This is a genomic window from Synechococcus sp. Nb3U1, from assembly GCF_021533835.1.
Taxonomy (GTDB): Bacteria; Cyanobacteriota; Cyanobacteriia; order Thermostichales; family Thermostichaceae; genus Thermostichus.
On record NZ_JAKFYQ010000003.1, the window covers coordinates 1 to 13,094 of the forward strand.

Genomic DNA, 13,094 nt, shown 5'->3' on the forward strand with positions numbered 1-13,094 from the left:
CAAACTTGCCGTTTCAATTTGAACCTGAGGTGCAAAATATCAACAATTGGCTCATTTGGCAACCGGCACCCTCGACATGGATACCTCGCTCTGTCACGGCTACCCTTTTCCAGCATTATCTGAGGCAGCAGATTCAGGTCAATCCCTTGTCCATAAGGTTTTTTGCGTAGCTCAAGGGCCTGTGTGAAGCCGGAAAAGGCTGTATGGGGATGATAGTCTGGTGCAGGCCAACCTGAGGAGAGGGTTTGAAGCTGTGCCATGAACTCTGCTCAACGGATCATTAAACGTTCCACTTTGAAGGGACGCAATCGCTGGATGCTCCTTTACGAGAAGGGAATGGCCCTAATTGCTCTGAGCAACTTGTGTTTGGTGCTCTTCGATCTCAGCTATGTGCCTGGGCGAGACTTTTGGTTGCAGGGGCGGGTACAAGTTTTTGGTGGGTTTGGCCCCCCAATCCCTCTACCGATCCTCTCCACCGAAACCAGCCGTTCGCCAGTAACCGATCTCTACGATCCGGTGAAAGGCATTGAACCTAACCCAGACACTCAACAATACCTAGAACTGGTGGATGAACTGCGACAGGTGACGCTGCGTTTTGGGGTGGAATCAGAACCTGCGCGACAGATTCTCTTTCAACTGCGGGCTCGCAGCAACGAACTCATTGATACTAATCCCTTTCAGGCAGCGGGCAAAACCGGGCAGTTGGCTCGCATTCTCAACCTGATGCGGGAGCATATGCAGGAAGAATCGGCTCGGGCTGCCTTCTCTCGTTTTTGGACCCCTCAGTACCTGGCCAGTGTGGATCCAGAAGAGGGCATCGAATTTTTCCAAATACGACTGCGACCCCTCTTTGAAACCAATTACTCTCGCCCAATTGGAGAAAGCGGCAACCCTGTCGACTTTTTCCCGGTATTAGATTTTCCCTTTGTGCTGTTATTCGGATTGGAGTTTTTATTGCGGACGGTGGTGATTAGCCGCCGTTATACCGGGGTGAACTGGCTAGATGCCATGCTCTGGCGCTGGTACGATGCCCTGTTGCTCATCCCCTTTTGGCGTTGGCTACGGGTGATCCCGGTAACAATCCGGCTGGGACAATCGCAGTTGCTAAATCTGGAGCGGGTACGGGCCCAGGTGAGCCAAGGCTTTGTTACCCATTTTGCTGAAGATCTGACGGAAGTGGTGGTGGTGCGGGTGATCAACCAAATTCAGGGATCCATTCAGAGAGGATCCCTGCCCTTGCTTTCGGCAACCAATACCCTGCGCGACTACATCGATATCAATGAGATCAACGAGCTCGAGGCCATCGCCAACCTTTTGTTACGCATTATTCTCTACCAGGTCTTGCCACAGGTGCAGCCGGATGTAGAACAGTTGCTCCGCTACAACCTGGATAGCCTGCTCAAACAACTACCCGCGATGCAAACCCTAGAGCGGTTGCCCGGCTTGGGATCCCTGCCCACTCAACTAACACAACGCCTGGCCACCGAACTGACCACCACCACCTACAAAACCCTGACGGGCAGCTTTGAGGATCCCGTTGGTTCTAAGCTCACCGCCCAACTGACGCAACGGTTTGGCGAAGCTTTGGTGCGAGAACTCACCCAACAACATGCCCTAGAAGAGATCCGCTCGTTGCTAAGGGATTTACTCGAAGAGATCAAGATCAACTACGTGGAGCGGCTGTCTCATGAGGATTTGGAAGAGGTGATGGAGCAAACCCGCAAGTTACGCCAAAAAGCCCAACAACTGGAGAAAGCTCGCGACACCTAGAGGCAATTAGACAATTAGAGAAGAAGGGATCCCGTTTCGGCCAGTTGACGAGGTTCTGCCGGTTCTGTAGGATATTAGTCTTGCTCTGGGCGAGTGGCGAAACTGGTAGACGCACCGCACTCAAAATGCGGCGGGAAACCGTGTCGGTTCGAATCCGACCTTGCCCACTTCTCATAAAGGCCTCCGAGATGACCCCACCTTGCGTTAGCGGATGGGGGTTCTTGAACTTGTCATCCGCTATTCATCATTTGTCTTATGGGTAAGCAGTGCTTGCTCTCTATATGAGGCTATTAAGGTAGCTCTTGAAGCACTTGTCTTAGACTGGCGATCAGCTGTTCAATGTGGGTTTCCTCGATGATCAAAGGGGGAGAGAGAGCGATGATATCCCCGGTGGTGCGGATCAATACCCCTCGCTCGTAGCAGCGTAAAAAGGCCTCAAAGGCCCGAACCGTCGGTCGACCAGGGATCCCCTCCAATTCCACGGCTCCGACCAAACCCAGGTTGCGCACATCGATCACATGGGGCAACCCCTTCAGGGAATGGAGGGCTTCTTCCCAGAGGGGGGCTAAGCAGGCGGCTCGTTCGAACAACCCTTCCTGTTGATACAGGTTCAGGGTGGCGAGGCCGGCAGCACTGGCGACGGGGTGTCCAGAATAGGTGTAGCCGTGGAACAGCTCAATAGCGCTATCGGCGGATTCCATGAAGGTGTTATAGATCTCTTGCTTGACGATCACCGCCCCCATCGGAATGGTGCCGTTGGTTAGGCCCTTGGCACAGCAAATTAGATCCGGCACCACGCCAAAATAGTTGGCAGCAAACGGGGATCCCAGACGCCCAAACCCGGTGATCACCTCATCAAAAATCAGCAAAATGCCGTACTTATCACAAATAGCCCGCAGCTTTTCCAAATAGCCGACCGGGGGGAGCAACACCCCCGTCGAACCGGCTACCGGTTCTACGATCACTGCCGCGATCGTGCTGGCATCATGAAGGGCGACGATCCGCTCCAATTCTTCTGCCAAATGGGATCCCCACTGGGGCAAACCGCGACTGAAGGCATTGTGCTCCAGGTTATGGGTATGGGGCAGGTGATCCACTCCTGAGACAAGGCTGCCGAAATACTTTCGGTTACTGGAAATGCCGCCGACAGAAATGCCCCCAAAGCCAACACCGTGGTAACCTCGCTCTCTGCCGATCAACCGCTGGCGGGATCCCTGGCCGCGGACACGGTGATAAGCGATGGCGATCTTCAGGGCAGTATCCACCGCTTCTGAGCCGGAGTTGGCGAAAAAGACGTGATCCAAACCTGGTGGAGTGAATTGGGTGAGCTGTTCCGCCAGTTCAAAGGCTTTGGGATGGCCCATTTGAAAGGCCGGGGCATAGTCCAGTTGGGCCACCTGCTGTTGGATCGCTTCCACAATCGGTGGGCGACAGTGACCGGCATTCACGCACCAAAGTCCAGCGGTTCCGTCTAAGATTTGCCGTCCGTCGTGGCTGGTGTAGTGCATGCCTTGGGCTGCCACCAGCAGACGTGGATTGGCCTTAAACTGCCGATTGGCTGTGAAGGGCATCCAGAAAGGTTCTAGGTTCAGTTCAGCTTGCAGTTCTAAAACTGCTTTTTTCATCGTTTCTGGCATGATTAGTCCCTCTGAAATCCGCATCCCAGTCAGCTCAGGGCAACTCCACCGAAGTTGGCTTGGAGGCATGGGGTAACCCCCAGCCTAGCTTCTCACGCATGATGCGGAAAAATTCCGGTCGCTGCAAACGCATGAGGTCTGTCCAATAGGGGGCGCGCACTACACGGATTTGATCTTCGGGCATGATGTAACACCCTGCATTGCCATCCACCACCAAAACCAAAGGTTGAGGGGTGACGGGGCTAATCCACACTTCCTCAGAATCTTCAAAAACCAAGGCTCGGGAGGCCATGGAATGGGGACAAATCGGGATCAACTGCAACACAGGTACTCCCGGTGTCAGGACTGGCCCCCCTGCGGAGAGGGCATAGGCGGTGGAACCAGTTGGTGTGGCCAAGATCACTCCATCAGCGGCCACATCCAAAGGAGAGTGCTGCCCAATCGTCACTTCGAAATGGCACATGCTGGTCAGAGGTTCGCGGTGCAACACCATCTCATTCAGGCTCAAGACTTCCCAACGCAATTGATGGTTTCGATACACCTGCGCCAGCAACATGCTGCGCCGATCTAGGGTGTAGTCTCCGGCAATGGCGGCTTCAGCCGCTTCTTCCAGATGAGAAAGATAGGTTTCTGTCAAAAAACCCAGGTGACCCGTATTCACAGCCAACAACGGGATCCCCTTTGGGGCCAATTGCCGGGCTGCTGCCAGTACGGTGCCATCTCCCCCCAGCACCACAGCAAATTGCATAGAGGAGTCAAACCCGGCTGGGGCTAGGCTATCCACCTGGGTTAGACAAATGGGGCTGTCGGGCTTGGCATAGCCGAGGATCCCTCCCCAATTGGGGGCAGCATAGACCTCCCAGCCTTGCTGCTGAAACCATTGGGATAACGTCTCGCTACTGCGCTTGGCGGCAGGTTTGGCATCGTTGTAAAGGATCCCGGCTTTGGGCTTGGTCATGGGACAGGGGTGAGGCAGGAGTGCCAAAACTCTATCAGTTCTGTATGCCCTTCTGCCGGAATGAGCTCAATAATACATTTGCATAATTTATCTGCACAATTTGCACAAATATCCGGCCTTCCTTCCCTGCCTGGCCATAGCTGTAGAGGATTTGGCAGAATCAGGAAAGATGCTGGCCTGAACTATGGAACGGGGATTGCTCTGGCTACCCTTGCTGACGGGGTTCTTTGGCTTGGCTGCCCTGGGTTGGTGGGAATACCGTAAGGTGGAAACCTACCGTACTTGGGCTGAAAATTTTGAACGGAGCAAATACGATCTTTATACCGTTTTGGGCTGGACGGATACGTGGCTCACTTGGGGTAAGCCCTCTCCTTTTGGCCCCCGCGACCTCAAAACCCTGAACCTAAAGGATGTACAGGCGGTTTGGCTGTTGTTGGATGAACAGCGCCTGCAGCAGGATCAGAACCCTCTGCAAAGCAAGCCCCCTCGCCAAATTGAGCTGGAGTTTCAACCTCAAGGGATCCGGATCCCGTTTAGCCAGCTGGATCTGGCTTTGGTGTGGTGGCAGGCTCTTTGCCATGCCTTGGAGCAGGATTGATACAGATTTTCGAGTATTTGAGGCTCATCCAGAACAGAAGACTCTTTACCTAAGGTAGGAAAACCATACCCAATTCGCTGGGGTTAAGGTCGGGATCCAGTTGGGTCTTGGCATCGTAAAGTGCGCCCGTTAAATCGGCCTCTGCCAAAAAAGCGCCCCGCAGGTCAGCCCCCCGCAAATCGGCATTGTGTAACTTGGCCCCGGTTAAATCTGTCTGGTGTAGGGTGGCTCTGCGCAGATCTGCTTCACTCAAATCCGCCACCTGTAGGTTCGCACCCGTCAGATCCGCCTGTTGCAGATTGGCATGGGATAGATCTGCCTCCCATAAAAAAGCCCCCGATTGATCGGAGTCACTCAGGTTGGCTTGGCTCAGATCCGCCAAATTTAAGATCGACTGGGACAGGTCAGCAGCTTGCAAATTGGCCTGTTTCAGGATGACCTCTTTTAAGTTGGCCCCTTGTAAATCCACTCCCGGCAGTTCTGCCCCCGTCAGGTCGCAGGCGGGGCAATCTTTGGTGGGGGAGACGATCTGGGAGCGGCCCAACTGGGCATCCAACTCCAACTGCGCCGAGGCCATAGCCCCGGACATCCAGAAGGCCAGCATTGTCCCCATCCAAAAGAAGCTTGGCTGGGTTAACCCCGAAGGCTTCACCGACGGGCTATGAGTCCATCCCATGATATTCACCGGGATCCCCTGGGCGCGCTAAGGGTGTGTTGAGAAGGCTCCTACCATTGATAGTATCCGCTTTGGTTAAGTTTCTTTGGGATCCCCTACATCTTGAGGGCGTTGGGGATGAAAACTGGGCTTAGGGTAACTCCGGCTGACAGTGGGGACAAAAATGCGCCGAGCGTCCCGCCAGTTTGAGCCGCTGAATCGGTGTACCGCACACCCGACAGGGATCCCCTTCTCGACCATAAACCCAGGCTTGCCCCTGGTAGTTGCCATTAAGCCCATTCAGATCTCGGTAATCCCGTAAGGTGGTGCCCCGGTGATTTAACCCTGCCTGCAAGACCCTGACAAGCGTTTCTCGTAACTGCGCTATAGCAACGCTCGACAGCCGGGAAGCGGGTGTGGTCGGGTGAATGCCACTCAAAAATAGGGATTCGTCTGCGTAAATGTTGCCTACCCCCGCCACCAGAGTTTGATCCAGCAGGGCAGTTTTGATGGGGCGCTTGCTCCGCTCCAAAGCTGTTTGAAAGTATGCGTCTGAAAACGCTGTCGAAAAAGGCTCTGGCCCCAACGTTTGCAGGGTCGTGATCACCTGCTCCGGAGCTACTCCGGCGGGTACCAACCACATCTGACCAAAGGTGCGCTGATCGACAAAGCGCAGATCCCATTCCCCTTCTAGGCCTAAACACACGCGGGTATGAGCTGACAAAGGCACGGATCCCTTTAACCAAAGCATTCGTCCGGTCATGCGCAGATGCACAACCAAACTTGCCCCGGAATTCAGGGATCCCAGCAAATATTTTCCTCGTCGCTGCCAATTTGTAAAGCAAGTGCCTACTAAGCTGTACCGAAAGGCTTCCACCGCCGGATAGGCGATGGTGCGGGGCAGAAACACCTCTACCCCGAGCACCGCTGACCCGAGGGTGAGGTCTTGCAAACCTTGCCTAACCGTTTCAACTTCCGGCAGTTCTGGCACGGAACGACAGGCTCAAGCGACACAACTCCCGGCAAATGGATCCCGGCTTGGGTATTTCGTTAGACATCTCAGTGCCTTAGGCGGCAGGAGCAGCTTTGGCCTTGGCTTTGGGAACTTCCAACACTTCCAACTCATCTTCACGGAAGTTGTTGGTGTTGATGTTGTAGTAATTGATTTTGTCGAAACGGACGATGACAGGGTACAAAATACCGCTGGTATCCACAGCTGCGACGGTTCCCACATCCCGATACCAGTAGGATTCTTTCCGCAGCACACGCACTTTGGCACCACGCTGAATCGCCATGAGGGTTATCTCCATTGACCTGAACTCAGATTACCTTAGTCAATGAGGAGGCTGCGATTTCTGAATTTTTGTGACAGGGATCCCTCTCCATCCTTTCTGGTGAACCCCAAATGAAGCGTCGAATCTGTGGGGCTTGGCTGTGCGGGTCTGCCTTGGCTTGGGGACTCCAGGCGGAATGTGAAGGTTTTGCGCAGTCACAACTGCCTCATCCCCGGGATTTTGCCGCCGTTCTAAACCTGCAAACAGGCCGGAAGGTCGCCCTTTTGCAACCGGAACAAGCTTCCCGGATTCAGGCGAGTCCTGGCTCGACGGTGAAGTGTGCTGTTGCGGCGGCGGCTCTGGAAACGGGACTCAGTTATGGACAACGAACCCTTCACTGCCCAGGATGGTGGGATCCGCCACCGCAGTTGGGGTTGGGTCGCCTACCCTGCTGGGATTCGCGTGGCCATGGCTCCCTAACCCTATCTGAGGCCTTGGCCCAGTCCTGTAATGTGCATTTCTACCAGTTGGGGTGGGAACTGGGGGCAGTGGCTCTCTCCGAGTGGCTACACCGCTTTGGCCTCGGAAATGCCCTCCCACTGGCGACAGAAACAGCTCCTCCTCCCCTGTTGGCCACAGGTCAGCTTCCCGGTTGGCAGGTGGATCCCTGGGATTTGCTGGCCTATGGGGCTGCCATTGCCCGACGCGGGGTACCCTTGGAGGGAGAGGTGCGGATCCCAGCCCTTCATCTGGCTGCGCCCATTTGGGATTCGATTCACGCGGGCTTGCGGCTGGCCGCCCTTTCCGGCACCTGCCGAGGGATTGCTCCAGAAGGGATCCCGGTGGCGGCTAAGTCAGGAACGATTCTAAATTCTCGTCGAGTTGGGCGGCGAATTCTCTGGGCCGAGGATTTTCAAGCTTGGTTGTTGGCCTTTTGGCCCCTGCCACAACCTCGCTGGGCCCTAGTTCTGCATCTGCATCAAGGCAAAGCTTATGAAGCCGCCATCCCTTTAGCCCGACAGATCATCGAAACCATCGCATCCTCCTCCCATTCCTTGCAACCATGAAGAAATGCAAACTATACTGAAGGCCAAGCCTGTTCCTATTTGTGATTCTTCACACGTCCATTCTCACCCTTACTTCCACTCATCTCGGAGGTTCTCATGTCTAACCCCAATTTGTCTGAACCCAAGTTTGGCTTTAACGAATACGCGGAGCGCCTCAATGGTCGCGCTGCGATGATTGGTTTTGTCTTGGCGATTGTCATCGAAGCGGTTACTGGTCAGGGGGTTGCCTCTTGGCTGGGCTTGCTCTGAACCAGATGTCCTCTCCGGTTGGATCCAAGTGAACTTCCTCTGTAGGCCAGCATCTCCAAACTAAAAACAAAAAATCAGGGACGACCGCAAGAGCGTCCCTGATTTAAGGGCTCAATTTGGATCAATTTACCCCTAGATTAGAGATGAGATTACAGATGAGCTAGCCATCCTCTAGGGGATATCATTTCCGTTTTAGATTGCGGGCCATGTTGCGGAAGGTATCCATGTCGGATCCCGCCTGGCGCCGAGGACTGGTCTGCCTACTGCTGCTACTTGTGGTATTGGATCCCTGTTCAGAAGTGGCTTCAGGAATTTTAGTCTCTTCCGTGATCAGCTTGATCTTACCAAGGGAAGAAACTTGCTCTACAACTTCCACTTTTTCTGTAGCACCAAAATCCAAGAAGGTATGTTTCACGATTTTCGGGGTGCGCATGTAGTCGATATTGCCAAGGGTTTTGGCTTCATCAGGATCCAAGAAAAAAGAGTTGTCTCTTGACTTTGACTTTGTGGGCTTAGAAACGGGTTCTGGAGCGGGTATGGAATCTGCTTTGCCACGGGAGCCAAAAAACCGTCTGAAGATACCTACCATGGTTGTTCTACCTGCGATGCGAGGGTTGGATGGAATTAGCTAAGGAAAGGGGCTGGATTCCCTCGACCAGGGATCCGAAAGTTATGCCCAATCATGAAATTATGTTAAGCTAGTCTAGGATAGCACGCCCTCTGCTGGTGCTGAGGATTTTTCTTGCCCGGCGCTCATGTTCTGAAATGTTGAGGCAAGTGGGAGTAGAGATGAAGCAAGTTTGGCAGCCTCTTCAGCGAATTCAGGGATCCCACTTGCCCACCATCGTACAAGCTATCAGCTCAAAGATCCGTACTGATTCGCTTCTCTTTGTGTAGTTTAGTGCTCCATGATCAGGGTTGGGAGTGGGGTTTGATCTAGGAGGAACCATGACCATCCAATCGATTGTCGAGGAGATACTACAAACCCGCTGCTTTACCTCGCAACACGAAACCCTGATCCATCGTTTATTGTGTAACCGTTGTTTTGATGATAGGGATTTGCTCGCATTGGCTAACCTGACCGAAGCGATGATTCAAGGTGCAGTGCTTCGCTAAGATGCAAGCCCGGCTAAGATGGCAGCATGATGGCCAACTTGCTTTGGTTCCGCAGCGATTTGCGCCTGCTGGATCACCTGCCCCTGACAAAAGCCTGTCGCCAGGGATCCCCGTTGATTCCGGTGTATTGCCTGGATCCCCGCCACTTTGCCCAAACTTCCTTCGGATTTCCCAAGACCGGGGCTTTTCGGGGCCAGTTTTTGCTGGAGAGTTTGGCGGATCTGCGGCAGGCCCTACAAACGGAGGGATCCGATCTGGTGATCCGACGGGGCCAGCCGGAACAGGTGATCCCGGCCTTGGCCAAAAAATGGGAGGTGAGCGCGGTCTACGCTCATGAGGAAGTGGGTACAGAAGAAGAGACCGTTACCCACGCCCTGAGGCTGGCTTTGGAATCGTTGGGCGTTCCCCTCTACACTTTTTGGGGCCATACCCTCTATCACCCCCAGGATCTTCCCTTTCCCATCGCCAAAGTGCCGGAGCTGTTCACCCGCTTTCGCAAACAGGTGGAGGCCGAAAGTTCCATCCGGGATCCCTTGCCCATCCCCAACCTTCCCCCTCTGCCCCAGGGTTTGGATCCTGGCCCATTGCCGCCGCTGGCGGAGTTGGGGTTATCCTTGCCCGCTCGGGATCCCCGCGCTCGGTTGGTCTACACCGGCGGGAGTGCAGCCGCCCAAGCCCGCCTACACAGCTATTTCTGGGAACAGGATCGGCTGCGCTTCTACAAGGAGACTCGCAACGGCATGTTGGATCCCAACGATGGGTCGCGGCTTTCCGCTTGGTTGGCCCTGGGTTGTATCTCTCCGCGTACGGTGTATGCCGAGGTGAGCCGCTACGAACAAGAACGGGTGCGCAACGAGTCCACCTACTGGCTGGTGTTCGAGCTGCTGTGGCGGGATTATTTTCGCTTGATCTTGGCCAAACATGGGCGCAAGCTGTTTCGCCCTTCCGGTTTGCAAGGGATCCCGATTGCTTGGCAGCAAAATTGGCCACAGTTTCGGCAGTGGTGTCGGGGAGAAACCGGTTACCCGCTGGTGGATTCCAATATGCGGGAGCTGGCGGCGACGGGCTTTATGTCCAATCGCGGGCGGCAGAATGTGGCCAGCTTTTTAACCAAGAACCTGGGCATCGACTGGCGGATGGGGGCGGAATGGTTTGAGTCTCTGCTGATCGACTACGACGTGGCCAGCAACTACGGCAATTGGAACTACAGCGTCGGGGTGGGCAACGATGCCCGTGGCTTCCGCTACTTCAACATTCCCAAACAATCCCGCGATTACGACCCCAAGGGGGAGTACCTGCGCCACTGGCTGCCGGAACTGGCCGGGATCCCGGGGGATAAAATCCACGAGCCTTATCGTCTCACTGCTTCTGAGCAGAAGCAGTTTGGGGTGCACCTGGGGGGAACCTATCCGCGTCCTGTGGTGGATCTACAAAAATCCTTGCAGATCAATCAACAGATCTACGAGGCGGCCCTAGCACAGGGTTAAATGCGGTCAGGCGGCTACATGATTTCCACAATAGTCAGATGAGGTTTGGATCTCTTTACGAACAATCGCCTCTACCAATTCGTCCAAGGCATCTAGGTCAGACAGACTGTAGGTCTGTTCCAAGAGGATTTTATTAATGGCCGACTCCTGCTGTAGAGTTAAAACTGAGGTTTGTAAAACCTCTCGGATGATCTCGCGAATGGACATTTCAACCTCGCAAAGATAGAAAAAGGGTTTATCAAGGCAGTAATTCTAGAATGCTGGAAATGAGTTGTATCTGCCATCGGAAGATCACGTATTTTTAATCAGAACCTCATCGGGAGGATCGGTTTTCTCTCAGGGGAAATGCCCATAGTAGTCTCACGGAGCTTTGAATGCTGCTCTGGGTAGGACTATGGTTTTTTGCAGAAGGAGATAGTCTTATAGGTCTTACAGTCTGACTTACAATCTTAATTAAGCGCCGGTCGGTCAGCAGTAAAAGCTGTGCGAATGATTCGTTCCCCAGGATAGCGATCTACCGCCGAAAGGCCGAGATCCCGAACCACAAATGAGCGTTGGATCCAGCGGTCGAAACCGTCGTAGCGGGGGGTAAAGGCGGTACGTCCATGGACAGTGCGGCGGTTGTCGATGCAGAGTAGATCGCCCGTTTCTAATTTGAGGCCTCGGTAGACAGAGTTGATCGCTCCCTTCAGGGCTTCTAGGGCCATACCGGCTTCGGGGGTCAGCCCCACCATCAAGTCTTCGTCGTAGTTCAAGAAGGGATCCTCGCGGCGGCCATACAACACGGGCAAAATTGGGCCATTGGTCAAGGTTTGCAGGTTGCCGAAGGAATAGTCGATGCCGGTGCGGTAGAGGGGTTCAAACAGCAACTCCCGCTCCCGCTCGCTCAAGAGGGGTAGGGCATGGCTGACGCTGGCGTAGGTGGTTTCTGCCACACGGTCATGGTCGGGGCGTAGACAAAACAACAGCAGAAATTCCGGCGGGTAGGGGTGAAAAACCGTCTCACGGTGGAATTGGAGCCGGGTGCGGGATCCCTCTGAAGATTGCACCTCTTCACTACCCGGTGTGGGCACTAAGTTTTGGAACAAATCGCCGTTTTTCTCTTGAATGTAGGAAACCAAGTGGCCCAGGCGGCTGCCGATCATGGCCAAACAGCGTTCGCTGACAAAGGTGGTTTTCTCCTCTGAACGCTGGGCTAGAGCCGGAGTATGAGTGTGGTAGAGCCCCGGATCCACAGGCAACCCCCGCAACAACAGGATCCCTTCCGGGTTGGAATACACCTGAAACTCCAGCAAAGCTCGCCGCAGATAGCGGGGCAACTCATCCGCCCGCATTTCACAATCGAGCAAGAATTCTTCCGTTTCCCGATAGGGATGCGGCCCTGGCAACAAAAACAAATTCACGGTCGTTTCATCGAAGATCCGACAATCGATGAGCGGGTATCCTTCTCCGAGCTGTAGAGTTCGCATGACAATCCCTCACCACCCACTGCTCTAGTCATAGCAGTTGTGGCGAAATTTTGGCGGTGATCTAAGTACCCAAAAAATTGGGAAATGATCTTGGATCCAGGCTCAGGATTCACCGGGTCAGATCCAGAATCCAGGCAAAGTAAAAGCGGCTACGAATGGTTTGTCGTTGCCGAACCTTCCAGCCCAATTCGGTTAATTTGCTCACCAAAATGGCTTCTCGGTGTTGGTAGGCACGGGTGGCTTTGCTGGGGCCAGGAAAAAATTCCCCCACTTTTTTGAGCAGGGTGAGGAGAGGGGTTTTGGGGGCAAAACTGAAGATCAGGCGAGACTGGGCCAGGCGGGTCAGATGTTCCACCATGCGCAGGGCATCGGCTTCTGGGTAGTGGATCATCACATCCAGGCAAATCACCACGTCGTAGGATCCCGTCAGGTCTTCCAAATCGGAGACGCAAAATTGCGGGTTTTCCGTGGATCCCAACTCGATTTTTTGGCGGCGGCGCGCTTCGTGCACCATTTGTTCGGAAATGTCGCTGGCGAAGACCTTGGCCCCCTTGGCGGCCAACGGCAAACTGAGGCTGCCAACCCCACACCCAGCATCACAAATACGCAAACCCGAGGGATCCCCCAACCACTCCAACACCGTGGCCACAGTACGGGCATGGCCGGAGCGAATATCTTTTTGGACAAAATTGACCTCCCCTTCGCCATAGATGCGCCGCCAACGGTCGAAACCAATGGAGTTGAAATAGTCGCGGACGATGCTTTTCTCTTGCATAGAACTGTCAGGTGTGCTGTGGGGATCCGATCAGGGAAA

Annotated in this window: 16 protein-coding genes and 1 tRNA gene; 7 read left to right on the forward strand and 10 right to left on the reverse strand. The window is 54.3% G+C overall.

Annotated features, from left to right (window positions below; genetic code table 11):
• On the reverse strand, positions 1-260 hold a 260-nt coding region (locus L1047_RS14410), incomplete at its 3' end, for a hypothetical protein (RefSeq protein ID WP_235279703.1).
• Here L1047_RS14410 and L1047_RS14415 point away from each other — a divergent pair.
• A complete protein-coding gene (locus L1047_RS14415) occupies positions 259-1,770 on the forward strand; it encodes a hypothetical protein (protein WP_235279704.1) in 1,512 nt (503 codons plus the stop codon). The genes L1047_RS14410 and L1047_RS14415 overlap by 2 nt on opposite strands.
• 87 nt (positions 1,771-1,857) lie before the next feature.
• Positions 1,858-1,937: transfer RNA gene (locus L1047_RS14420), tRNA-Leu, on the forward strand.
• A gap of 123 nt (positions 1,938-2,060) precedes the next feature.
• On the opposite strand, the gene L1047_RS14425 is transcribed toward L1047_RS14420, so the two are convergent.
• Together L1047_RS14425 and L1047_RS14430 are read right to left on the reverse strand one after the other, a co-directional pair.
• Positions 2,061-3,407 carry an aspartate aminotransferase family protein gene (locus L1047_RS14425; protein WP_235279705.1) on the reverse strand — a complete coding sequence of 449 codons (1,347 nt, stop codon included), beginning with the start codon at positions 3,405-3,407 and terminating at the stop codon, positions 2,061-2,063.
• 34 nt (positions 3,408-3,441) lie between these two features.
• On the reverse strand, positions 3,442-4,365 hold the full coding sequence (locus tag L1047_RS14430; RefSeq protein WP_235279706.1) for an NAD(+) kinase: 924 nt from the start codon (positions 4,363-4,365) through the stop codon (positions 3,442-3,444).
• 184 nt (positions 4,366-4,549) lie between these two features.
• Here L1047_RS14430 and L1047_RS14435 point away from each other — a divergent pair, with 184 nt between their 5' ends.
• Positions 4,550-4,963: a hypothetical protein gene (locus L1047_RS14435; protein ID WP_235279707.1), complete on the forward strand. Its 414-nt coding sequence runs from the start codon at positions 4,550-4,552 to the stop codon at positions 4,961-4,963.
• A 49-nt stretch (positions 4,964-5,012) separates the two neighbouring features.
• Here L1047_RS14435 and L1047_RS14440 read toward each other — a convergent pair whose 3' ends face one another.
• The 3 genes from L1047_RS14440 to L1047_RS14450 form a co-directional block, all read right to left on the reverse strand.
• The gene (locus L1047_RS14440; RefSeq protein WP_235279708.1) at positions 5,013-5,639 is read right to left on the reverse strand and encodes a pentapeptide repeat-containing protein; all 627 of its coding nucleotides are present in this window, start codon (positions 5,637-5,639) and stop codon (positions 5,013-5,015) included.
• A 130-nt stretch (positions 5,640-5,769) separates the two neighbouring features.
• Positions 5,770-6,609, reverse strand: coding sequence for a DNA-formamidopyrimidine glycosylase (locus tag L1047_RS14445; RefSeq protein WP_235279709.1), 840 nt, complete (start codon positions 6,607-6,609; stop codon positions 5,770-5,772).
• A gap of 76 nt (positions 6,610-6,685) precedes the next feature.
• Entirely contained in the window at positions 6,686-6,913 is a 228-nt protein-coding gene (locus L1047_RS14450; RefSeq protein ID WP_235279710.1) for a photosystem I reaction center subunit IV, read from the reverse strand.
• Between the two features lie 110 nt (positions 6,914-7,023).
• Here L1047_RS14450 and L1047_RS14455 point away from each other — a divergent pair, with 110 nt between their 5' ends.
• Together L1047_RS14455 and L1047_RS14460 are read left to right on the forward strand one after the other, a co-directional pair.
• Positions 7,024-7,959, forward strand: coding sequence for a penicillin-binding transpeptidase domain-containing protein (locus L1047_RS14455; RefSeq protein ID WP_235279711.1), 936 nt, complete (start codon positions 7,024-7,026; stop codon positions 7,957-7,959).
• Positions 7,960-8,055: 96 nt separating this feature from the next.
• Positions 8,056-8,208: a chlorophyll a/b-binding protein gene (locus L1047_RS14460; protein ID WP_235279712.1), complete on the forward strand. Its 153-nt coding sequence runs from the start codon at positions 8,056-8,058 to the stop codon at positions 8,206-8,208.
• 181 nt (positions 8,209-8,389) lie between these two features.
• On the opposite strand, the gene L1047_RS14465 is transcribed toward L1047_RS14460, so the two are convergent.
• Entirely contained in the window at positions 8,390-8,683 is a 294-nt protein-coding gene (locus tag L1047_RS14465; protein WP_235279713.1) for a hypothetical protein, read from the reverse strand.
• A gap of 473 nt (positions 8,684-9,156) precedes the next feature.
• On the opposite strand from L1047_RS14465, the gene L1047_RS14470 reads away from it, so the two are divergent.
• Both L1047_RS14470 and L1047_RS14475 read left to right on the forward strand, forming a co-directional pair.
• Entirely contained in the window at positions 9,157-9,324 is a 168-nt protein-coding gene (locus tag L1047_RS14470) for a hypothetical protein (protein WP_235279714.1), read from the forward strand.
• A gap of 29 nt (positions 9,325-9,353) precedes the next feature.
• The gene (locus tag L1047_RS14475; protein WP_235280086.1) at positions 9,354-10,811 is read left to right on the forward strand and encodes a DASH family cryptochrome; all 1,458 of its coding nucleotides are present in this window, start codon (positions 9,354-9,356) and stop codon (positions 10,809-10,811) included.
• 6 nt (positions 10,812-10,817) lie between these two features.
• Here L1047_RS14475 and L1047_RS14480 read toward each other — a convergent pair whose 3' ends face one another.
• From L1047_RS14480 to bchM, 3 genes are all read right to left on the reverse strand, one after another.
• On the reverse strand, positions 10,818-11,018 hold the full coding sequence (locus tag L1047_RS14480; protein WP_235279715.1) for a hypothetical protein: 201 nt from the start codon (positions 11,016-11,018) through the stop codon (positions 10,818-10,820).
• Positions 11,019-11,260: 242 nt separating this feature from the next.
• Entirely contained in the window at positions 11,261-12,280 is a 1,020-nt protein-coding gene (locus L1047_RS14485) for a TauD/TfdA family dioxygenase (RefSeq protein WP_235279716.1), read from the reverse strand.
• A gap of 109 nt (positions 12,281-12,389) precedes the next feature.
• Positions 12,390-13,055, reverse strand: a complete 666-nt coding sequence (bchM, locus tag L1047_RS14490) for a magnesium protoporphyrin IX methyltransferase (RefSeq protein WP_235279717.1) — start codon at positions 13,053-13,055, stop codon at positions 12,390-12,392.
• Between the last annotated feature and the right edge of the window lie 39 nt (positions 13,056-13,094).